Below are 20,580 nucleotides of genomic sequence, written 5' to 3'. Positions count from 1 at the left end.
GATCATGATTCGTCGCCTTCTCGTCCCCGCCCTGATGGCCCTCGCGGCGTGTTCGACGGCCGTTCAAGCCGCGACCTACGAACTGTTCCGCGACCCCAACTGCGGGTGCTGCGAGAAATGGGCCGAGCATGTGCAGGACGAACATGAGGTCGAGATTCCCGAGGTGACCACGCAGGACATGGCACAGGTAAAAACCGCCAACGGCGTGCCGCAGGATCTGTGGAGCTGTCACACGATGATCGTCGACGGCTATGTGATCGAAGGCCACGTGCCTGCCGCCGATATCGCGCGCCTGCTGGCAGAGCGTCCCGAGGGCGTCGCAGGGCTGGCCGTGGCGGGCATGCCGCTGGGCTCGCCCGGCATGGAGGCCGGCAATCGCAAGCAGGCCTATCAGGTCATCGCCTTCGGCGAGAAGGGCCGCTCCGTCTTCGCAAGCTATCCCGGCGCGTGATCGACGGCCTCGACATATACAGCATCGTCGGCTTTGGCGGGATGGCGTGCATTATCGGCGCCTATTTCTACCTCACCGCCAGTGAGAAGCCGAACCCCTTCATCCTGCACGGCACCAATCTGGCGGGCGCCGCGCTGCTGACGGTCAGCCTGGTGGTGCATACCAACCTTCCCAGCCTCGTCCTCGAAGGATTCTGGGCCGCGATTGCCATCTGGGGGCTCGCCAAGGCGGTGCGGGAGAGGCGTGCCCAAAAAGTCGGCCAGCCATGATCAGACGGCGCATCATTGCGGGAGCGCTGATCCTGATGGTCGCAGTCGGCTCGCCATTCTTCTGGCAACTGGCCCAAGGCACTCCGGTCGATACCTACTCGATTATCCAGAATTGTGCTGTCGGGGCGATCGCCCTCGCCGCGCTCCATTTCCGCTGGCGGATCAGTGAACGGCAACAGCTTACGCCAAAACAGGCCAAGGACACATTCTCATGATTATCGCCGTCGACGGCCCCACTGCGAGCGGCAAGGGCACCATCGCCAGCTCGCTCGCGCGCCATTTCGGGCTGCCGCATCTCGATACCGGGCTGCTCTACCGCGCGGTCGGGCGGCAGGTGCAGCTGGCCGGGACGGACCCCGACAGCGAGAGCGATGCCCTCGCCGCGACCGATTTCCCTGACAGCCTGCTCGACGATCCCGAGCTGCGCAGCGAGGTTTCGGGCAGCTTCGCCAGCCGCGTCTCCGTTCATCCGAAGGTGCGCGCGGCGCTGCTCGAACGCCAGCGCACCTTTGCGCAGCGCGAAGGCGGCGCGGTGCTCGACGGGCGCGATATCGGCACGGTGATCTGCCCGGATGCAGATGTGAAGCTGTTCGTCACCGCCTCGCTCGACGCGCGGACCGACCGACGCTTCGCCGAACTCAAGGGCCAGGGCCGCGGCGTTACCCGCGACGAGGTACACGAACAGATCGCCCGGCGCGACGAGCGCGACATGGGCCGCAAGGACGCGCCGCTGGTGGCCGCGCAGGACGCTTTCGTTCTCGACACGACCACGCTGGACAAAGAGGCGTCGATCGCGGCGGCGGTAGAGATCGTCACGCAGCACGCGCGCTAGGCCCGGTTTTGCTTGCATTTTTGCCGGATCGGACGTAATTGCGCGCCCGTTCTCGCATTCAATCGGAATCGTAGGACCCGTGCGGTGGCATACGGCCTCGTGCGGCAAGCGGCCCTCTTGCCCCGTAAGCCGTCGCAATCCTGCGCCGGAGACGGGTAAAGACCCCGGAAAAACCGGTGGCCGGTAGCAAATGTGAATTAGGAAAACCGAACCCTATGGCAACTGCAGCCAACCCGACGCGCGACGATTTCGAAGCGCTTCTCAACGAACAGCTCGGCGATGCGGACGAAGGCGGCTTTGAAGGCCGCGTCGTCAAGGGCACCGTCACCGCAATCGAAAACGGCATGGCCCTGATCGATGTCGGCCTGAAGAGCGAAGGCCGCGTGGACCTGCGCGAATTCATGCGCGTTGATGACGAGCACGGCCTCGAAGTCGGCAGCGAAGTCGAAGTCTATGTCGACCGCGTCGAAAACGCCGACGGCGAAGCGATGCTCAGCCGCGACCGCGCCCGCCGCGAAGCCGCGTGGGATCGCCTCGAAAGCGAATTCGGCGAAGGCAAGCGCGTCGAAGGCCGCATCTTCGGCCGCGTGAAGGGCGGCTTCACCGTCGATCTCGACGGCGCCGTGGCCTTCCTGCCCGGCAGCCAGGTCGACATCCGCCCCGTGCGCGACGTCACCCCGCTGATGGATCAGCCGCAGCCCTTCCAGATCCTCAAGATGGATCGCCGCCGCGGCAACATCGTCGTCTCGCGCCGCGCGGTTCTCGAAGAAACCCGCGCCGAACAGCGCAGCGAACTGATCGACCAGCTCGCCGAAGGCCAGGTGGTCGACGGTGTGGTCAAGAACATCACCGATTACGGCGCCTTCGTGGATCTGGGCGGCATCGACGGCCTGCTCCACGTCACCGACATGAGCTACAAGCGGGTCAACCACCCCAGCGAAGTGATCGAGATCGGCCAGACCGTGACCGTGCAGATCATCCGCATCAATGCCGAAACGCAGCGCATCAGCCTCGGCATGAAGCAGCTCGAAAGCGATCCGTGGGATGGCGTCGCCGCCAAGTACCCGGTCGGCATGAAGCTGACGGGCCAGGTGACCAACATCACCGAATACGGCGCCTTCGTGGAAGTCGAGCCGGGCATCGAAGGCCTGGTCCACGTTTCCGAAATGAGCTGGACGAAGAAGAACGTCCATCCGGGCAAGATCGTGTCGACCTCGCAGGAAGTCGAAGTCATGGTGCTGGAAGTCGATTCCGAAAAGCGCCGCATCTCGCTCGGCCTCAAGCAGGCTCAGCGCAACCCGTGGGAAGAGTTCGCCGAAGCGCACCCGATCGGCAGCGAAGTCGAAGGCGAAGTCAAGAACGCCACCGAATTCGGCCTGTTCATCGGCCTGCCTGGCGACGTCGACGGCATGGTCCACATGTCCGACATCGCGTGGGGCATCTCGGGCGAGGACGCGCTGGCGCTTCACCGCAAGGGTGAAGAGGTCAAGGCCATCGTTCTCGACGTCGATGTCGACAAGGAACGCATCAGCCTCGGCATGAAGCAGCTCGAAAAGGGTGCGCCGACCGAAGCCGCCGCCGGTGGTTCGCTGCGTCGCGGCGAAACCGTCACCGTCACCGTCCTCGAAGTCCGCGATGGCGGCCTCGAAGTGCAGGTTGGCGAAGACGGTGCGACCGGCTTCATCAAGCGTTCGGACCTCGGCCGCGACCGCGACGAACAGCGTCCGGATCGCTTCCAGGCCGGCCAGAAGATCGACGCGATGGTCACCGGGTTCGACCGGTCCAAGAAGCCGACCTTCTCGATCAAGGCGTACCAGATCGCCGAAGAGAAGCAGGCCGTGGAACAGTACGGTTCGGCCGACAGCGGTGCATCGCTGGGCGACATCCTGGGCGAAGCGCTGAAGAAGCAGGACGACTAAGCCTGCCGCGCCTTCAGGCGTAATCATGAAGAGCCCCGCCCTCCCCACCGGAGCGGCGGGGCTTTTCGTATCCGCCGGGCGCGGGTAAGCTCGCCTGCATGGAAGCGCGCTGCCAGTGCGGCCAGCTGAGGGCCGAAATCCCGGAGGATGTCGCCAGACTTGGCGCGCGGGTCATGTGCCATTGCAAGGCCTGCCAGCGGCGCACCGGATCGCCCTTCGGGCTGATGGTCTATTTCCCCCGCGAAGACGTAATCCTCTCGGGCGAGAGCACCGAATACACCCGCATCGCGGACAGCGGAAACGAACTGACCCACGGATTCTGCCCGACCTGCGGCACACCCTTCTGACTCACCACCAGCAAACACCCGGGCGGCATCGGCATTGCCAGCGGCGCCTTCGATGGATCGGACACGGGCCCGCCCCACCGGTCCGTGTTCGAGGAGAACCGGCACGACTGGATCGTGGTGCCCGAAACTGCGGAGCGTTTGCCGCGCGGGCGCGACGGCTGACAGCCGCCTGAGCCGGCGGAGCGCGCAGCCCGCATTACACAATCCTTGTCTCGGCCCGGCGCCTCCCATAGCGTTGGGCGCATGCAATCGATCAAGACACGCGCCGCGCTCGCGGCCCTCCTCATCCCGCTGGCGCTGACCGCTGCCGGATGCTCCGCCGAAACCGAAGACGCACCGCCTGCCGCAGAGCCGGTTGCCGAGGAATCGCGCGCGCCCCTCAAGCTGGCGGGGCAGTACCGCGCATTTCTCTACGAGCCCGATCACCAGGCGGCCGCCGGCGGCCGCCACACCGAAGCGTGGCAGGTGCTGCGCGAGGACCGGGTGAATTTTCACGCACGCGACGTCAGCCAGGCGGACGACCAGACCGATCCCGTGTTCGGCGAGGCGGCCAATCGGGAGCGGATCGAGGCCATGGTGGCCAATGGCAACCTGACCGAACAATCGGCGCGCAAGATCGTCGAGCGCAACGTGCTGGTCGCGGTCGATATCTATACGCGCGACGGGGAGCCCGAACGGCTCGACGTCTCGGTTTACTGAGCACCTTTGCGAGGCCCCCATGCTCCAGATCCACCAGTTCCCCTGCCTCAGCGACAATTACGGCTTCCTGCTGCACGATTCCGACAGCGGAGAAACCGCAGCCATCGATACGCCTGATGGCGCGGAATACCTGAAGCAGGCCGAAGCGAAGGGGTGGCGGATCACGCATATCTGGAACACCCACTGGCACCCCGATCACGCGGGCGGAAACAAGGCCATCGTGGAGGAGACAGGTGCGAAGGTGATCGCGCCGCAGGAGGTGGAAAAGCTCTCCCCGATCGACCGTGTGGTGGCGCATGGCGACGAAGTGACGCTGGGCGAACACACGGCACGGGTGATCGACGTGTCGGGCCACACCAATGGCCACATCGCCTTCCACCTGCCGCAAGACGGCATCGCCTTTGTCGGCGACAGCGTCTTCGCGCTGGGCTGCGGCCGGATGTTCGAAGGAGAGCCGCAGCAGTTCTGGGACAGCCTCGAACGGCTCAAGGCGCTGCCACCTGAAACCACGCTCTATTGCGCGCACGAATACACGCAGGCGAACGCGCAATTTGCGCTGCACGCCGATCCCGACAACGCGGCGCTGCAAGACTATGCAAAGGAGATCGAGGCCGCGCGCGCGGAGGGCGAGCCTACCGTGCCCACGCAGCTATCGCGCGAGCTGGAGACCAACCCCTTCCTGCGCGCCGATACGCCCGAGATGCGGGAACGCTGGGGTGGCGAAACCCCGGCGGATACGTTTGCGAAGCTGCGCGCCGCGAAGGATTCCTTCTAGCATTCGAACCGCAGGCCTGGCGGGAGCGGTAAGCCGTTCGAACCTCGCTCGCGCGTCACATACGAAAAGGCCCCGCAAAAGCGGGGCCTCTCGTAACCAGTCGGGATAGCGGATCAGATTCCGGCGATCAGATCGTCGGCCAGCTTGCGGTCGGTTTCCGCGTCCAGGTTCTCGCCGATCAGCTTGCGGCTGGCGGTCGCTGCGGCGAGCGCGGCCTTGGCGCGAACTTCGGCCACGGCTTCGCGTTCGGCGGCGGAGATCTTGTCCTGCGCCATGCGCTTGCGCCGTTCGACCAGCGCCTTGCTGTCGGCCTCGGCGCGGGTCAGGATCGCCTCGGCTTCGGCCTTGGCGCTTTCCAGCATCGCTTCGGCATCGCTTTCCGCATTGGCGATCTTGGTGGCGTATTCGTCGCGCAGCTGCTCGGCTTCGGAGCGCAGGCGCTTGGCCTCGTCCAGTTCCTCGCGGATGGCGGCAATCCGGTCGTCCAGACCCTTGCCCAGCGTCTTGTGGACCTTGCCCACGAGGATAGCGCCCAGCAGCAGAATGAGCATCGCGATCGACACCCACTGGTAGGGCGCCATGTAGAACAGTTCGGGCTCGACATGCTTGCCCGCGCCGTGATCGACTTCGGTATGCGCCTGCGTCGCCTCACCGGTGGTCAGGGCTTCGGCCTCTGCCGGGATGGTCGTTGTGTCAGCCATTGGCGAGGCTCTCCTTCACCGCGGACTTTGCGGCGGGCTTGGCAACCTTGATGCCGGCGAGCCGGGCCACGATGTCCTGCGTGGCATCGGTCGCGACCGTTTCGATCTCTTCCAGCGCGTCCTTGCGCGAGGCGGCGATACGCTCGTCCGCTTCCTCGAGCTTCTTGTCCAACCGCTTCTGAGCGGCGGCAATCTTCTTTTCGGACTTCGCCGCAGCTTCCGCCTTGGCTTCCGAAATCAGCGCCTGTGCGCGTGCCCGGTTCTCGTTCTCACGCGCGCGCCAGGCTTCCTCTTCCTTGTCCGCCTGTTCGCGCGCAGCGTGCGCCGCCGAGATATCGTCGGCGATCTGCTTGCTGCGGCGATCCATCGTATCCATCACGCGCGGCACCATGCCCCGCCCTACGATGAAATAGGTGATGGCGAAGAACACCAGCAGCCACACGATCTGGCTGGAGAAAGTCTCGGCGAGCTGGGAAATCTGGGGCATCGGGAATCTGTCCGGGCGCTATGCTTGAATGCTCGGCGAACGGGCCGGGATCATGCCCCGGCCCGTCCGTAGAGCGAATCCTCAGCCGACGGCGAGGAGGATGGCGATGACGAACGCGAGCAGGCCCAGAAGCTCGGCACCGGCGAAGCCGATGAAGAGGCGGCCCTGCTGGCCGTCAGCGGCACCCGGGTTGCGCAGCGCGCCGTCGAGGAACGAGGCGAACACGTTGCCCACGCCCAGCGCCGCAAGGCCGCAACCAATGGCCGCGAAACCGGCTCCGAGCAATTTTGCTGCTTCAGCTTCCATTACTAATACTCCTTCGTGAAATCGTTGTTTGCTAAATGGCTTAGTGAAGATTTTCGGCGTCGTTGATGTACAGCGCGGTCAACAGCGCGAAGACGTAGGCCTGGATCCCCGCGACCAGCAGTTCCAGCGCGCAGATGACGATCATCAGCAGCATGCTGGGCAGGCTGACGATCGCGCCGAAGCCGAGCCCGGCGAGCCCGCCGCTGACGACGAAGCTTGCCAGCACCTCGAGCAGGATATGCCCCGCCATCATCGCGACGAACAGACGCAGCGCGAGGCTGAAGGGGCGGACCATGAACGAGATGAATTCGACCACCGCGATCAGCGGAGCCATGAAGATCGGCGTGCCGTGCGGCACGAACAGGGTGAAGAACTTGAAGCCGTGCTTCCAGAAACCCACGAGCAGCACGATCGAGAAGCTGATGACCGCAAGCACGCCGGTAACTGTGAAGTGGCTGGTAAAGGTGAACGGATGCACGCCCAGCACGCCGAGCGGCAGCAGGCCGAGCAGGTTGCCGAACAGGATGAAGATGAACAGCGTGAAGACATAGGGGATGTACTTGCGCCCCTGCGCCCCGATGCTCGACTGCACCAGATTGTCGATGAAGCTCGTCAGGCTCTCAACCGCGACCTGCCAGCGGCCGGGGATCATCTGCTGCTTGGTGCCCATCTGGACGAACGCGATCACCGCGATGGTGGTGATCATCATCCACAGCGCGCTGTTCGTGAACGCGATGTTCACGCCGGTAGAGCCCAGTTCCCATTCTTCCGTTCCGAAGAGCGGCTTGATGGTGAACTGGTACATCGGATCGACTTTGCCTTCTTCGGCGGCCACCTGAAATTCCCGTTCGCGTCTGATGCCGCAACGCGGCCCCTGCTGTCACTTGTCGTCGGACGATGGAGGCGTTGTTTTGGTCATGCGGAAAATGTTCCTGAAAGCCACGCCTATCCCGAGGAACAGGCCGACCAACAGACCCCAGGGCGTCGTCCCGAAAATGGCATCCACGCCAAAACCGAGAAGACCGCCGCCGAGCAGCCCACCCAGAAGATCCGCCAGAACCCTGTTGCCGGCGCTGTAATCCGCGTCGGACTTGCTTTGGGTCTTCGACGGGTTGCGCTTCTCCTCTCGCTCGCGTGCGGCCTTGAGCCGCTGCTCGAGCGCGTCGATCCGCGCATCCTCGGGTATGGGCTCTCGTGCGGACGGATCGTCGCTCATGCTTCGCTTCCTTTCTATAAAGAAGATCGCGCGGCATGGGCAGGACCTGCCCGCCGAGGGCGCCGCCGCCTTAGAAAAGGGTTTTTCGCAAGTCAACCGAAGGCGATAGGCAAGCGTGCGCAGGCTGCGCCGTGCTTGCGCAATTCTCCCCGAAAGGCAATGCTCGCAGATCGCAGGAGGAGGGCGAGACAAGGGTGGGTCAGCGCGGCGAAGATCTGTTCGGCGAGGACGCGCAGGGCGCAGCCGGAGCGCCTGCCCCGCCCGCGTCCGCCACCTCCATGCCCACCGCAACCGGCCACCGCGAACGCCTGCGCCAGCGCTTGCTGACCGGCGGGGCGGAAGCGCTCGCCGATTACGAAGTGCTCGAATACCTGCTGTTCGCCGCCATTCGCAGGGGCGACACCAAGCCGATCGCCAAGGCGCTGCTCGCCCGGTTCGGCAGCCTCGCCCGCGTGCTGGAGGCGGAGCCTGCCGCGCTGGCGAAATCGCCCGGCATGGGCGAGGCGAGCGCGGCGGCGCTCAAGGCGGTGGCGCTGGCGGCGCGGCGCATGGCGCGCAGCGAGGTGGCGGACCGGCCGGTAATCTCGAACTGGCAGGCGCTGATCGACTATTTGTCCACCGACATGGCCAATCTGACCGTGGAGCGCGTGCGCGTGCTCTACCTCGATACGAAGAACCGGCTGGTTCAGGACCATCACGTGGGCGACGGGTCGATCGACGAGGCCGCGATCCACCCGCGCGAAGTGATTCGCCGCGGGCTGGACCTGGGCGCGGCGGCGCTGATCCTGGTCCACAACCACCCCAGCGGCAGCCCGGAGCCAAGCAAGGCGGACATTGCGATCACGCACCGCATCGCTGAAGCCGGCCGCCTGCTGGGCATCACCGTCCACGATCACGTCATCATCGGCCATGGCCGGCACGTAAGCCTGAAGGCGCAGGGCCTGATCTGAACTGTGCCAGCAGGCGGGCGCACCGGGCGTCAGGCGCTCTCAGCGCAGGCCCCGGCCAGGTCCTGCGACCGCAGGTACTCGCGCCAGGCAGGCTCCACCCTCTCGAACCCTTCCGCAGGATTGTCGCGCATCCGGCACACAAGCTCGAGGCCGCGCGGCACTCTGATCAGCTCGTCGGTTGCGGGCACACCCGCCACAAACATATCGACGCCATCGAAGGTGCCGAGCATCGGCGTATCGAACGGTTCCGTCGATCCGATACGCAGCGCCCTATCCTCCCGATTGTAAATCACCCGCGCCTGCATTTCGAGCGTGATCGGCTCGTCCAGCTGCGCGATAATCTCCTGCTGGGTCAGAGGACGCTCCTCGCCGCGCGACAACCAGAGTGTTGCGCCGGCAATGATCGCGGCGAGGGTCGCTAGCGCAATCCAGATCCACCTTCTGGCCGACATGCCCGGCGGCGAAAACGCGGCACGCTTCGCTTGCCCGGCCGGGCCTGCCTCCACCAGCGCGTAACCCTCGCCCGGCATGCGGCGGATATAGCGATGCGGCTCGCCGTCGTCGCCCAGCGCCTTGCGGAGCATGCTCACCCGCTGGTTGATCGTGTGGTCTTCCACATGCCGCTGCGACCATACGCGCTCGATCAGCAGATCGCGCGAGACAGGCCGGGGAGATGCCTTGGCCAGCTCCCACAACAGATCGAAACTGAGGCCGCGAACGTCGATCGCCTCGCCCGCCCGCTCGACACTGCGGGTGGCCGGGTCGATTGTCAGATCGGACACCCGTAGCGGCGCTTCCTCCGTATCCGGGACGGAAGTTTTATGCGGATTGAGGTGCATCAAGGGCGCTCTTTGCAGCAGGCGATCGGCATCGGATCAACCGCATGGAGAATAGTGTTGAAATCGCTGAAGGCAATTTGTCTCGCCGCCACCCTGATCGCCCTGCCCGCCCATGCGCAGGATCAGGAATCGCCGCAGCAATGGCTCGACCAGGCGGCACCGGCGCTGCTCGCCGAACATGACGTGCCGAGCGTGGGTGTTGCGCTGATCGAAAACGGCAAGGTCGTTCTTGCGACCCAGTACGGCGAGCAGGAATGGGGCGTCGAAGCGGATGAAGAGACGCTTTACAATGTCGCTTCGCTGACCAAGCCCATCACTGCAGAAGTGGTCATGCGGCTGGCCGCGCGAGGCGAGATCGATCTCGATCGCCCCCTGGCGCAAGCGCTGGTCGATCCCGACATTGCCGAAGACCCGCGGGCGCAGAAGATTACCGCGCGGATGGTGATGCGCCACAAGACCGGCCTGCCCAACTGGCGCTACGAGACCGAAGGCACGCTGAAGTTCATTGCCGACCCGGGCGAGAAGGTTGGCTATTCGGGCGAAGCCTACGAATGGATGATGAAGGCGGTCGAAATCTGGACCGGCCGCAATTTCGAGGACCTGGCGCGCGAGCTCGTGTTCGATCCTGCGGGGATGCAACTGACGTCCTACACCGAAACGTCCGGGTTCCTCGGCCACGTGGCCATGCCCTACAAGAAGGGCGAGAGCGTGCGCAACGTCGTGCGAGAGAAGCCTTCTGCTTCGGACGATCTGCGAACCACACCGGCGGAATATGCCCGCTTCATGCTCTCCGCGCTGGATCGGCCGCAGATCGCGGGCAAGCTTGCCGACCAGCGCAGCACAGTGCGCGATGCCACCAGCTATCGCCCCGCCTGCAGGGAAGGCGAACGTGCCGCTTTCTGCCCATCCCGGCAGGGCTGGGGCCTGGGCTGGTTTCTGTACGACTATGGCGACCGCGTTGTGCTGGAACATACCGGCGGTGACATCGGCGAAAAGGCCATCGCCCTCTACGATCCCGGGACGCGCCGCGGCGTGGTGGTGATGACCAACGGCGCCAATGGCCACAAGGTGATGATGCCCATCGCCGGCCGACTGATGGGCGACCCGCGTCTGGCGGAATTGCTGATGGCGCCCTACGGCTGAACGCGAAGCCCCCTGCGCGGAAGCTGCAATTCTCCCGCGCAGAGGCCGCAGTTCAGCCGCGCCCGTGGATCAATTCTCCAGCAGCCCCCACGCCTCGTACAGCTTGGCAGCGCCCGGCGCGGCGTGGCGGGCGACGGAAAGATCCTCGCGCGCCTCGGCCTCTCGCCCAAGCGCCCGCTTCACGGCAGCGCGCAGGTAGCGCGAGGCGTGCTGCCCCGGTTCGCGCGCCAGCACCACGTCCAGATCGCGCAGCGCTTCCTCGTACCGGCCGAGCCGGTAGAGAGCGAGCGCACGGCTATCGATGGCGCCGGCGCTGTTGTTCGCCTGTTCCACCGCGCGCGTGCAGACATCCAGCGTTTCCTCGGTCACGCGGTCGAATATGCCGCTGTCCCAGCACAGCGAGTTGAGCAGGCCTGCATCGTCGGGTTCGATGGCCAGCTCGTCGCGCAGCCCATCGAGGCCTTCGTCGGCCTGCCCCGCGAAGCCCAGCACGTAGGATCGGCTCATCGCCTCGTTCTTCGGATCCTCGAACAGGAAGGCGTTCTCGTCCACCAGCGCCACGGCTTCGTCCGTGCGGCCGAGCAGCGCCAGCGTTTCGAGCCGGGTCGTGTGAAGCGTGTAGTCGGGGTCGATATCGGCCGCCGCCTCGTAATCGGCCAGCGCCTGCTCGAGATCGTCCAGCTGCCACGCTGCGGAGGCGCGGCGCAGGTAATTGTCCGCCGAGGCATCGCGGGCGATCGCCGCACTTGCGTCCTCCAGTGCGCCAGCGAAGTCGCCCGTATTGTAACGGAATTCGAAGCGATAGAGATAAGCACCGGTTTCGTCGGATTCGGCGTCGGCGACGAGCATGTCGTAGACATCCGCAATCGGGCCGAGGCGCGAGCGCTCCGCCCCTGCGTACTCCCAGCGGCGCTTCGCCTCGCGCGAAGCCCGCAGGCGCGGCAGGCTGCGCTTCATGCGCAGGGTCTCGCGCCGGATATCGGGCAGCGCGCTTGCCGGGACTTCCCACTCGAGGCTCTGCACTTCCTCCGCGATCTGCAGCTTCGCGGGGTCGAGACTGGTCGAGGAAACCAGCCGGGTGCCGCCGATCACCTCGTTTATGCCGGTGGCGCCCAGCAACCGGAACTCGCCGCCGTCTTCGGGCAGCAGCCATTCGATATTGCGCCGATAATAGACCGGCCCGCGCACCGTGACCGGAATGTCCGCGATTTCCGGACGCGACCGGTCGACTTCGAAGCTGAAGCTGTCGGCCGACTGGAACGGCACGTCCAGCTCCAGCCGGGCATCACCGTCGTCCCACGGCGAACCGATGAGACCGCGTGCGGCAATCGTGGCAATGCCGCTGGACACGTCGAACGCAACGCTGCTCTCGGCGAGCTGGTGATCGCCGAGCACGGCGGACACGGTGCGATAGAGCGTATCCTCTTTCTGATCGGCGTCCTCGATCAGCGAGAGAGCCTGATAGCCGCGCGCGCTCGCCCCGCTGAACTCCATCGTGATCTCGTAGATCGCCGGCAGGTCGATCCCCGCCGACTGGTCGATTCGCAAAACGACCGCCTCGTCGGGAATGGCCTGCGGACGCATCGTCATTTCCCGCAGATCCGCACCGCCGGGCCGCAGCGGCAGGGCGTAGCGGAAGCGCGGCACCTCCACGATATTGCTGATGCGAAGACCGCTATTGGTCCCGTCGAGCCAGTAGGGCTCCCCCCCGATCTGCGCGAGCACGATCATATGGTCGAAATTGCCCAGCGCGGGGAGCAGTTCGGGCACCGCATCGCCGATCTGGCTGTGGACCAGCACGGCATCGGCCGTGATGCCCAGTTCGCGCAGCATGGCGAGCAACAACAGGGACTTCGCCTTGCAGTCCCCCGTGCGCGCGTCCCAGGTCTCCGCCGGGCTCTGCGGTATGTAGTTGCCCCCGTCGAGGCCGTTCATCAGGTAGCTGACCTCGTCCTGCACGAACTGCGTGGCCAGCGCCGCCTGTTCCAGCGGATCGGAGGTCTGCCGCGCAATCTCGGCGACCTTTTCCGCCAGCGGGCCGCCCGGCTCGATCGTGCCTTGCGTGGCGAAGAACGGCGCGATGACGGAGGAAATCTCGGCGTAGCTCTCGAACGTGCTCGCACGGATCGCGGGGGGCAGCCGGAACCGCGTCGGTGCGTCGTCGGGAATCGCCGTGACCTCGGCAGCGGGGAGCGTGATGGTCACGTATTCGTAGCCGTCCCGGGTGGCCTGTGCGATCGGCGCATCGACCCGCGTGGTCGCCCAGCGAACCTGAGCGTCGGCAGGCCACGACAGCACCATCCGGCCCTTCGCCACGGGAATCGGCTCGGCAGGGACCGCGTTGACGTACTCCATCCCGTCTTCGAGCACCTGCTCGTCGCTGGTGGTGGTGAAGCTGTAGCGCAGGATATCGCCCAGCTGGGCGCCGGGAACGGTCAGCGTCGCGGTCAGCGCGCCGTCGATGATGCGCTGTTCCAGCCGTTCCTCGCGCCGCAGAACCTCGAACTGCGCGCCATTGGCCAGCAGATCGATCACCTTGCCATCGCGCACCAGTTCGACCCGGTGGATGGTGAGATCGCCCTTGTCGGGCATCCACTGGGTGGAAATGGTGCTCATCGCATCCATCATTTCCGAACTGTCCAGCGCAAAGGCCACATCGCCATAGGCGGACACGACGCCATCTTCCATGCGGACCTGGGTCTCGATCAGCCGGATCGGTTCGCCCTGGCTCTCGGTGGGCGGCGGCAGATCGGCGACATCGACCCACGCGCCCTCCTCTGCGTACAGTATCGTCTCCCCCGCCGTGGCAGGTGCAGCCAGCGCGCAGGCGACGATCCCGGTCGCGACCGAGAGCAGAAAGTGATGACGCATAGTTCCCCCGAAAATCCCCGTGATGTGCCGGGCAGGCTTACAGCCCGGCCCCGGGCAATCAAGCGCGATCTGAGGCACTTGTCCCGCAGGCGATCGATCGCGGGCCCGAATGCCCGCATCGTTCTTGCCCTTGCCAACCGCCGCCATGCGTCATAGCCGCGCGTCCATCCCCGCAATTCCAACCGGAGCCGCCCGATGGTCCCCCGCTATGCCCGCCCAGAGATGACCGCCCTGTGGGAGCCGGAGGCGAAATACCGCATCTGGTTCGAGATCGAGGCGCACGCGACGCAGAAGCTCGCCGATCTGGGCGTGGTGCCGGAAAGTGCGGCCAAAGCGCTGTGGGACTGGTGGGACACGAACCCCGAAATCGATGTCGATGCGATCGACGCGATCGAAGCCGTCACCAAGCACGACGTGATCGCCTTCCTGACCTGGGTGGCCGAGCATGTGGGCGAGGAAGCGCGCTTCATGCACCAGGGCATGACCAGCTCGGACGTGCTCGATACCACGCTTTCGGTCCAGCTGGTGCGCGCCACCGATATCCTGCTGGCGGACATGGACGAGCTTCTGGCAGCGCTGAAACGCCGGGCAGAGGAACACAAGCTCACCCCCACCATCGGGCGCAGCCATGGCATCCACGCCGAACCCGTCACCTTCGGCCTCAAGCTGGCGCAGGCCTATGCCGAGTTCGACCGGTGCCGCGCGCGCCTGTGGGATGCGCGCACCGAAATCGCCACCTGCGCGATCAGCGGCGCGGTGGGCACCTTCGCCAATATCTCGCCCGACGTCGAAGCCTATGTCGCGGACAAGCTGGGCCTGGTCCCGGAAACCGTCAGCACGCAGGTGATCCCGCGCGATCGCCACGCGATGTACTTCGCCACGCTGGCAGTGGTCGCGGGCAGTATCGAACGGCTGGCGGTGGAAATCCGCCACCTGCAGCGGACCGAAGTGCTGGAAGCCGAGGAGTTCTTCTCCAAGGGGCAGAAGGGTAGCTCGGCCATGCCGCACAAGCGCAACCCGGTCCTCACCGAGAACCTGACCGGTCAGGCGCGCATGATCCGCGCCTATGCCCTCCCCGCGCTGGAGAACGTAGCCCTGTGGCACGAGCGGGATATCAGCCACTCCTCGGTCGAGCGCTTCATCGGTCCCGACGCCACGATCACGCTCGACTTCGCGCTCGCCCGGCTGACCGGCGTGGTCGACAAGCTGCTTGTCTATCCCGAGCGGATGCAGGCCAACATGGACCGGATGGGCGGCCTGATCCATTCGCAGCGCGTGCTGCTGGCGCTCACCCAGAACGGTGTCAGCCGCGAGGATGCCTATGCAATCGTCCAGCGCAACGCGATGAAGGTGTGGGAAAGCGACGGACGGCTGCAGCTGCTCGACCTGCTGAAGCACGATGAGGATGTGTCCCGGGCACTGTCCGAAAATGACCTTACCGCCCTGTTCGACCTCGACTACCACCTGAAACACGTCGATACGATCTTCGCCCGCGTCTTCGGAGAGAGCTGACCGGGCTGACGCGCTGGACGCGGTAAGGCAGGCGGTTTACGCTTCGCCGGGCGAAATCGAGGGGGGTTCGAGATGCAAGTTGTACGCACGATAATCTGGGTGCTGATCCTGGTCGGCGTGGTCCTGTTCTCGTTCTTCAACTGGCGCGATGTCGAGGTGATGATCTGGGACAACCTGGTGCTGGAAACCAAGGTGCCCGCACTTGTCATCATCTCCTTCCTGCTCGGCTTCCTGCCCACCTGGCTCTATGCGCGCGGGGTGATCTGGAGCCTCAACCGCAAGATCCGCAGCCTGGAGATCGCGGCCAAGGCCAGCTCCGTCTCCGCCGCCGCGCGCGAAAGCGACCGCGAGGAAGCGGAACGGACGGAACCGGTCGAGCCGGAGCCGGAAAGCACACCCGAATCGCATGAAGAGACCACGGCTGGCGCCCCCGCCCCGCGCGAGGAAACGCGGCTGACCGCAGACGAACCGCAACCGGCGGAAAATGCCGAGGAGACGGCTCCTCAAGACGCAGCTTCGCAGCAGGCTGCTGCGGACGACGCACAGGCCGCCGAGGCGGACGAAACACCCAATCAGGATAAACCGGCTACAACGTGAGCAACCCAGTCTATCTCGCCCTCGACCTGCCGCGTCTCGATGCAGCACGTGCTCTTGCCGAAAAGGTGAAGGGCCATATCGGCGGCCTGAAGCTGGGCCTCGAGTTTTTCTGCCAGCACGGCCACCACGGCGTGCATGAAATCGCGCAGGTCGGCCTGCCGATCTTCCTCGATCTGAAATTCCACGACATTCCGAACACGGTCGCCGGCGCGATGCAGGCCATCCATGTGCTGGAGCCTGCCATCGTCACCGTCCACGCAGGCGGTGGGCGCGCGATGATGGAAGATGCCAAGGCTGCGGCGGGCGAGAACACCAAAGTGGTCGGCGTTACCATGCTGACCAGCCTCGACGAGCGCGATCTGGCGCGCACCGGCGTTTCGGGCAGCGCGCACGATCAGGTCCTGCGCCTCGCCGATCTGGCGCAGGAAGCGGGGCTCGACGGTATCGTATGCTCCGGCCACGAGGTGGGCGAAGTGCACAAGCGCTGGAAACACGGCTTCTTCGTCGTGCCCGGCCTGCGCCCGGCGGGCAGTTCTGCGGGCGACCAGAAGCGCGTCGTCACCCCGCGCCAGGCGCGCGACGACGGCGCGAGCGTGCTGGTGATCGGGCGGCCCATCAGCAAGGCGGAGGACCCGCTCGCCGCTGCGAAGGCGATCGAGGGGACGTTGTGAGGCAGCCCTTGGCCTGTGCCGCGATCGCGCTCCTCGCAGGCTGCGCGACCCCCTACGCGGTGCAAGAGCGGGTCACGCTGCTCGATCCCGCCCTCGGCACGGCCGCAACGCAGACCTGTTCGCGCCCCGGCCCCGAGAATCCGGAACGGCTCTTTACCCCCACCCCGCGCGAAGTGACCGCGATCGAAAGCGCGGCGATGCGGTTGCTGCGCGACCGTGCCGACGAATACGCGGCGTCGATCGGGAGCGCACAGCCGGGCACCGCCACGCCGTTCGACTGGCCCCATGACCCGTCGCTCTACAAGCGCCAGTATGTCGGCTATTACGAGGATGGCCGCCGGATGATCTACGGCAATTTCTATCCCGCATCGATTGACTACGACGAGCGCGAACCTTTCACGATCTGCGACGGCGGATGGCACTTCTTCGGCGTCGAATATGATGTCGAGGACGCTGCGGTGCGCCGGATCGCCTTCGACGGATCGCTCGGCGGGCCTTTCCTCCCTCCGATCGAACCCTGAGCCGATCGGCCGACGCAATTTCGCTTCACCGCCCCACCTTGGCATCGTCGCGCGCGCACGTTAGTATTCATTCCCGTTGAAAAACGGGAGGAATCGCGCACGTTAGTATTCATTCCCGTTGAAAAACGGGAGGAATCTTGTGAAACCGATTGTACCCGCAGTGATCGCTGCGCTGATCGCAGGTTGTCTTGTTCCGGCCCAACCGGCAGCAGCGCAACAATACGTGGACCTGACCAGCGATACCCAGGCGCAGCGTTATCATAGCTGGTACAAGGGCTGGCTCAGCCGTCTCGACGCGGATGCCGTGGAGTATACGAAACGTCGTGCCGCTGGCCTCATGTCCTGCGACGACTGCTATTTCGAGACCGGCTCCTTCTTGCGTGAACTGCGAGGCAAGAGCTTCGCGTTCTGCATTTACCAAGGCCAGCTTCACCTCAAGGCGGAAGGGACCGCGTCCACGAACGACTACATGGTCCTGAAGCAGAATGGCAGGATCATCACGCCGCGTGGGCGGGTGCGCGACATGGTGTATTCCGATATCGGCAAACTGGACTGGAAAGTCTATATTCCGGTCACGAAAGCCATAGGCGAAAAGTCGGTTACCTTGCGGCTGGGTTCGACCTTTTCCAGAACCTCCGGGATGCATTTCGAACTTGGTGAGGCGTTGCAGCGCGAAATCCGCCGAGCACTGCGAGGCTACAAGCCGATCACGGTAGGCATAGGCAGAAACAGCGGCGCAAACGTCGATCGCGAATTCATGAGTTCGCCCGCTTGCTAGGCGAGGATCGCTGAGCGGGATTGACTCGCGGGAGCCGACCAGAGCAATCGGCCTGCATGACCGGGATCAAGATTTGCGGGCTCTCCACGCCCGAAACGATCGACGCCGCCGTGGATGCGGGCGCAAGCCATATCGGCCTGGTCCATTTCCCGCCGAGCCCGCGTCACGTATCGCTGGAAGACGCAGCCGCGCTGCGCGCACGGGTGCCCGACGCTGTGCGCACGGTCGTGCTGGTGGTCGATCCCGACGAGGCCTTGCTGGCCGCGATCGTCGATACGGTTCGCCCCGATATCCTCCAGTTCCACGGGCGCGAGGCACCCGAAGCCGTGGCGGTGTCGGGCGCGCAGTTCGATGTCGAGACGTGGAAGGCCATCGGCCTGGGCGATGCCTCCGCGCTCGACCGGGCGAGCACCTACAAGGGTTGCGCCGACCGCCTGCTGTTCGATGCGCCGCCCGCCTTGCTGCCGGGCGGGAATGGCGAGCCGTTCGACTGGGCGCTGCTCGACCGGGCCGATATCGGCATGCCATGGGCCCTTGCCGGGGGGCTCAGGCCGGATAACGTCGCCGAGGCGATCCGCCGCACCGGCGCGCCGCTGGTCGACGTATCGAGCGGGGTGGAGAGCGCGCCGGGCGTCAAGGACATCGCCCTGATCCGCGCCTTCTGCGACGCGGTGCGCAACGCCCGATAGCCCCGGCGACCGATAGCGGTCAGAAAAACGTGCCGATGCCGATGGTGATCGCGTTGGCCTGGTGATGGTCCACGAAGACATGCCGATATTCGGCGGCAACATAGGTGCCACCATGGCCGAGGTGATATTCGTAGCCCAGGCCCAGATGCGGCCCGTCGCCGTGATGGGTGAAGGTGTAGCCGCCGTTGACGAAGAGGCTGCCCTTCTCGCTCACGGCCGTGCCGAGACGCGCGGTAAGCGCGAGCTCCACGTAGGTGTCCTCCGCCAGGATCTTCTCGCCCGAAACTTCGCCGCCCAGGAAGGTGTGGTCGCCCAGGTCGAAATCGTAACCCGTCGCAATGCCGAGGACGGGATCGGTGTGGCCTTCCGACCAGGCGACCCCGCCGCGAAGCTCTGCACGGGCTCCGCCGGTCGCGTCCTCGGCGGCGACGGGGGCCGCCGGAAGAGCGATCAGGAGCGCGGAAAACACAATAGGTTTATGCATGAAAAGATCCTGTCAGGGGGCCGCAGCGCTCCCGGCAGAGCGCAGGCCCGGTCAAAGCCGCGATTTCCATCATAGAATGGCGCGACCGGCGGCATTCCGATCCGGGAGGGTTTTTCTCTGATCCGGGTTTGCGATGCCGGGGCCTGGCCTATCGGCCCACTTGACCCGCCCGCGCCGAGCTTGTCGGGATCGAAGATGGCCGATAGGCCTGTGGCGACTCTTCCCCCAAGCCATGTTCGGAGCATGACCAGCGCTTCGACAAGGCCAGCAAGAACGGATCTTGTGTGACCGACGCTGTTCCCAATTCCTACCGCACCCAACCGGACGATCAGGGCCATTTCGGCGAGTTCGGCGGGCGCTATGTCGCCGAAACGCTGATGCCCAACATCCTCGCGCTGGAGCAGGCCTATGACGAGGCCAAGAAGGACCCCGCCTTCACCGACCAGTTCGAGGATCTGCTCGAACACTATGTCGGCCGCCCCAGCCCGCTCTATTTCGCGGAGCGTCTGACCGAGGCGCTGGGCGGCGCGCAGGTCTGGTTCAAGCGCGACGAGCTGAACCACACCGGCGCGCACAAGATCAACAACTGCATCGGCCAGATCCTGCTCGCGATCCGCATGGGCAAGACGCGGATCATTGCAGAGACCGGCGCGGGCCAGCACGGCGTCGCCACCGCCACGGTCTGCGCGCGCTTCGGCCTGCCCTGCGTGGTGTACATGGGCGCCGAGGACGTGCGGCGGCAGTCGCCCAACGTGTTCCGCATGAAACTGCTCGGCGCGGAGATCGTGCCGGTGACGAGCGGGCGCGGCACGCTGAAAGACGCGATGAACGAGGCGCTGCGAGACTGGGTCGCGAATGTCGATGACACATTCTACATCATCGGCACCGCCGCCGGCCCGCACCCCTACCCCGCGATGGTCCGCGACTTCCAGAGCGTGATCGGCACCGAAGCGCGCGCGCAAATGCACAAACGCGCCGGCCGCCTGCCCGACCTGCTGGTCGCGTGCATCGGCGGCGGCTCCAACGCGCTCGGTCTGTTCCACCCCTTCCTCGACGACGCGGACGTGAAGATGCTCGGCGTCGAAGCGGCGGGCCTCGGCCTCGACGGTGACCAGCACGCCGCCAGCCTGACCGGCGGCGCCCCCGGCATCCTCCACGGCAACAAGACCTTCCTGCTGCAAGACGAGGACGGCCAGATCACCGAAGGCCACTCGATCTCGGCAGGCCTCGACTATCCCGGCATCGGGCCGGAGCACGCCTGGCTGAAGGACACCGGCCGCGTCGAATACACCGCCGTCACCGACGACGAGGCTCTGGAGGCGTTCCAGCTGCTGTGCCGGACCGAGGGGATCATTCCCGCGCTGGAGCCTTCGCATGCCATTGCCGCAGTGGCGAAGCGGGCGAAGGAGATGGACAAGGACGCGATCATCCTCGCAAACTTGTGTGGGCGCGGGGACAAGGACATCTTCACGGTCGCGGAGAAGCTGGGGGTAGAGATTTAGTGGGAGCCAGACCCAGAAGGC

General features: G+C 65.4%; 25 protein-coding genes. 17 read left to right on the top strand and 8 right to left on the bottom strand.

What is annotated here, in order from left to right; all coding sequences use genetic code 11:
* The first annotated feature begins 4 nt into the window (after positions 1-4).
* The 8 genes from ADAD_RS0106790 (at position 5) to gloB (ending at position 5,292) form a co-directional block, all read left to right on the top strand.
* A complete protein-coding gene (locus tag ADAD_RS0106790) occupies positions 5-451 on the top strand; it encodes a DUF411 domain-containing protein (RefSeq protein ID WP_029139963.1) in 447 nt (148 codons plus the stop codon).
* The gene (locus tag ADAD_RS0106785; RefSeq protein ID WP_010411502.1) at positions 448-720 is read left to right on the top strand and encodes a CBU_0592 family membrane protein; all 273 of its coding nucleotides are present in this window, start codon (positions 448-450) and stop codon (positions 718-720) included. The genes ADAD_RS0106790 and ADAD_RS0106785 overlap by 4 nt, the downstream gene beginning before the upstream one ends.
* Positions 717-935, top strand: coding sequence for a hypothetical protein (locus ADAD_RS0106780; RefSeq protein WP_010411499.1), 219 nt, complete (start codon positions 717-719; stop codon positions 933-935). The genes ADAD_RS0106785 and ADAD_RS0106780 overlap by 4 nt, the downstream gene beginning before the upstream one ends.
* On the top strand, positions 932-1,552 hold the full coding sequence (gene cmk / locus ADAD_RS0106775; RefSeq protein WP_010411496.1) for a (d)CMP kinase: 621 nt from the start codon (positions 932-934) through the stop codon (positions 1,550-1,552). The genes ADAD_RS0106780 and cmk overlap by 4 nt, the downstream gene beginning before the upstream one ends.
* A 215-nt stretch (positions 1,553-1,767) precedes the next feature.
* On the top strand, positions 1,768-3,471 hold the full coding sequence (rpsA, locus tag ADAD_RS0106770; RefSeq protein WP_010411493.1) for a 30S ribosomal protein S1: 1,704 nt from the start codon (positions 1,768-1,770) through the stop codon (positions 3,469-3,471).
* A gap of 98 nt (positions 3,472-3,569) precedes the next feature.
* Positions 3,570-3,818 carry a GFA family protein gene (locus tag ADAD_RS16345; RefSeq protein WP_010411489.1) on the top strand — a complete coding sequence of 83 codons (249 nt, stop codon included), beginning with the start codon at positions 3,570-3,572 and terminating at the stop codon, positions 3,816-3,818.
* 243 nt (positions 3,819-4,061) lie between these two features.
* Positions 4,062-4,517, top strand: a complete 456-nt coding sequence (locus ADAD_RS0106760; protein WP_010411486.1) for a hypothetical protein — start codon at positions 4,062-4,064, stop codon at positions 4,515-4,517.
* Positions 4,518-4,536: 19 nt separating this feature from the next.
* On the top strand, positions 4,537-5,292 hold the full coding sequence (gloB, locus tag ADAD_RS0106755; protein WP_010411484.1) for a hydroxyacylglutathione hydrolase: 756 nt from the start codon (positions 4,537-4,539) through the stop codon (positions 5,290-5,292).
* A gap of 113 nt (positions 5,293-5,405) precedes the next feature.
* Here the strand turns inward: gloB and ADAD_RS0106750 are convergent, their stop codons facing one another.
* From ADAD_RS0106750 to ADAD_RS0106730, 5 genes are all read right to left on the bottom strand, one after another.
* Positions 5,406-5,993: a F0F1 ATP synthase subunit B family protein gene (locus ADAD_RS0106750; RefSeq protein WP_010411481.1), complete on the bottom strand. Its 588-nt coding sequence runs from the start codon at positions 5,991-5,993 to the stop codon at positions 5,406-5,408.
* A complete protein-coding gene (locus ADAD_RS0106745) occupies positions 5,986-6,480 on the bottom strand; it encodes a F0F1 ATP synthase subunit B family protein (protein WP_010411477.1) in 495 nt (164 codons plus the stop codon). The genes ADAD_RS0106750 and ADAD_RS0106745 overlap by 8 nt, the downstream gene beginning before the upstream one ends.
* A gap of 81 nt (positions 6,481-6,561) precedes the next feature.
* Complete coding sequence (locus ADAD_RS0106740; RefSeq protein WP_010411474.1) at positions 6,562-6,786, bottom strand: F0F1 ATP synthase subunit C; 225 nt, start codon at positions 6,784-6,786, stop codon at positions 6,562-6,564.
* Positions 6,787-6,826: 40 nt separating this feature from the next.
* Positions 6,827-7,621 carry a F0F1 ATP synthase subunit A gene (locus ADAD_RS0106735; protein WP_010411471.1) on the bottom strand — a complete coding sequence of 265 codons (795 nt, stop codon included), beginning with the start codon at positions 7,619-7,621 and terminating at the stop codon, positions 6,827-6,829.
* A 45-nt stretch (positions 7,622-7,666) separates the two neighbouring features.
* Complete coding sequence (locus ADAD_RS0106730) at positions 7,667-8,002, bottom strand: AtpZ/AtpI family protein (RefSeq protein ID WP_010411468.1); 336 nt, start codon at positions 8,000-8,002, stop codon at positions 7,667-7,669.
* Between the two features lie 278 nt (positions 8,003-8,280).
* Here ADAD_RS0106730 and radC point away from each other — a divergent pair, with 278 nt between their 5' ends.
* The gene (gene radC / locus ADAD_RS0106725) at positions 8,281-8,952 is read left to right on the top strand and encodes a RadC family protein (RefSeq protein WP_050803713.1); all 672 of its coding nucleotides are present in this window, start codon (positions 8,281-8,283) and stop codon (positions 8,950-8,952) included.
* 29 nt (positions 8,953-8,981) lie between these two features.
* On the opposite strand, the gene ADAD_RS0106720 is transcribed toward radC, so the two are convergent.
* On the bottom strand, positions 8,982-9,734 hold the full coding sequence (locus ADAD_RS0106720) for a winged helix-turn-helix domain-containing protein (protein WP_029139961.1): 753 nt from the start codon (positions 9,732-9,734) through the stop codon (positions 8,982-8,984).
* Between the two features lie 114 nt (positions 9,735-9,848).
* On the opposite strand from ADAD_RS0106720, the gene ADAD_RS0106715 reads away from it, so the two are divergent.
* Positions 9,849-10,934 carry a serine hydrolase domain-containing protein gene (locus tag ADAD_RS0106715; RefSeq protein ID WP_010411459.1) on the top strand — a complete coding sequence of 362 codons (1,086 nt, stop codon included), beginning with the start codon at positions 9,849-9,851 and terminating at the stop codon, positions 10,932-10,934.
* A 69-nt stretch (positions 10,935-11,003) separates the two neighbouring features.
* Here ADAD_RS0106715 and ADAD_RS0106710 read toward each other — a convergent pair whose 3' ends face one another.
* Complete coding sequence (locus tag ADAD_RS0106710) at positions 11,004-13,805, bottom strand: DUF3857 domain-containing protein (RefSeq protein ID WP_010411456.1); 2,802 nt, start codon at positions 13,803-13,805, stop codon at positions 11,004-11,006.
* Positions 13,806-14,000: 195 nt separating this feature from the next.
* Here ADAD_RS0106710 and purB point away from each other — a divergent pair, with 195 nt between their 5' ends.
* From purB to ADAD_RS0106680, 6 genes are all read left to right on the top strand, one after another.
* Entirely contained in the window at positions 14,001-15,317 is a 1,317-nt protein-coding gene (gene purB, locus ADAD_RS0106705) for an adenylosuccinate lyase (RefSeq protein WP_010411453.1), read from the top strand.
* 72 nt (positions 15,318-15,389) lie between these two features.
* Positions 15,390-15,914, top strand: coding sequence for a hypothetical protein (locus ADAD_RS17090; RefSeq protein WP_010411450.1), 525 nt, complete (start codon positions 15,390-15,392; stop codon positions 15,912-15,914).
* On the top strand, positions 15,911-16,585 hold the full coding sequence (pyrF, locus tag ADAD_RS0106695) for an orotidine-5'-phosphate decarboxylase (protein WP_010411449.1): 675 nt from the start codon (positions 15,911-15,913) through the stop codon (positions 16,583-16,585). Before ADAD_RS17090 ends, pyrF begins: the two co-directional genes overlap by 4 nt.
* The gene (locus ADAD_RS0106690) at positions 16,582-17,106 is read left to right on the top strand and encodes a hypothetical protein (RefSeq protein ID WP_139020359.1); all 525 of its coding nucleotides are present in this window, start codon (positions 16,582-16,584) and stop codon (positions 17,104-17,106) included. Before pyrF ends, ADAD_RS0106690 begins: the two co-directional genes overlap by 4 nt.
* A 139-nt stretch (positions 17,107-17,245) precedes the next feature.
* Positions 17,246-17,884: a hypothetical protein gene (locus tag ADAD_RS0106685; protein WP_139020358.1), complete on the top strand. Its 639-nt coding sequence runs from the start codon at positions 17,246-17,248 to the stop codon at positions 17,882-17,884.
* A gap of 56 nt (positions 17,885-17,940) precedes the next feature.
* A complete protein-coding gene (locus tag ADAD_RS0106680) occupies positions 17,941-18,573 on the top strand; it encodes a phosphoribosylanthranilate isomerase (RefSeq protein ID WP_010411442.1) in 633 nt (210 codons plus the stop codon).
* A gap of 19 nt (positions 18,574-18,592) precedes the next feature.
* On the opposite strand, the gene ADAD_RS0106675 is transcribed toward ADAD_RS0106680, so the two are convergent.
* Entirely contained in the window at positions 18,593-19,057 is a 465-nt protein-coding gene (locus ADAD_RS0106675; protein WP_029139960.1) for a hypothetical protein, read from the bottom strand.
* Positions 19,058-19,341: 284 nt separating this feature from the next.
* Between ADAD_RS0106675 and trpB the strand changes: the two genes are divergently transcribed.
* Positions 19,342-20,559 carry a tryptophan synthase subunit beta gene (trpB, locus tag ADAD_RS0106670; protein WP_010411435.1) on the top strand — a complete coding sequence of 406 codons (1,218 nt, stop codon included), beginning with the start codon at positions 19,342-19,344 and terminating at the stop codon, positions 20,557-20,559.
* Positions 20,560-20,580 lie beyond the last annotated feature (21 nt).

The organism is Citromicrobium sp. JLT1363 (assembly GCF_000186705.1).
Lineage (GTDB): Bacteria > Pseudomonadota > Alphaproteobacteria > Sphingomonadales > Sphingomonadaceae > Alteriqipengyuania.
Note: the sequence above shows the minus strand (reverse complement) of the source record. Positions and strands in the feature narration are given on the sequence as shown.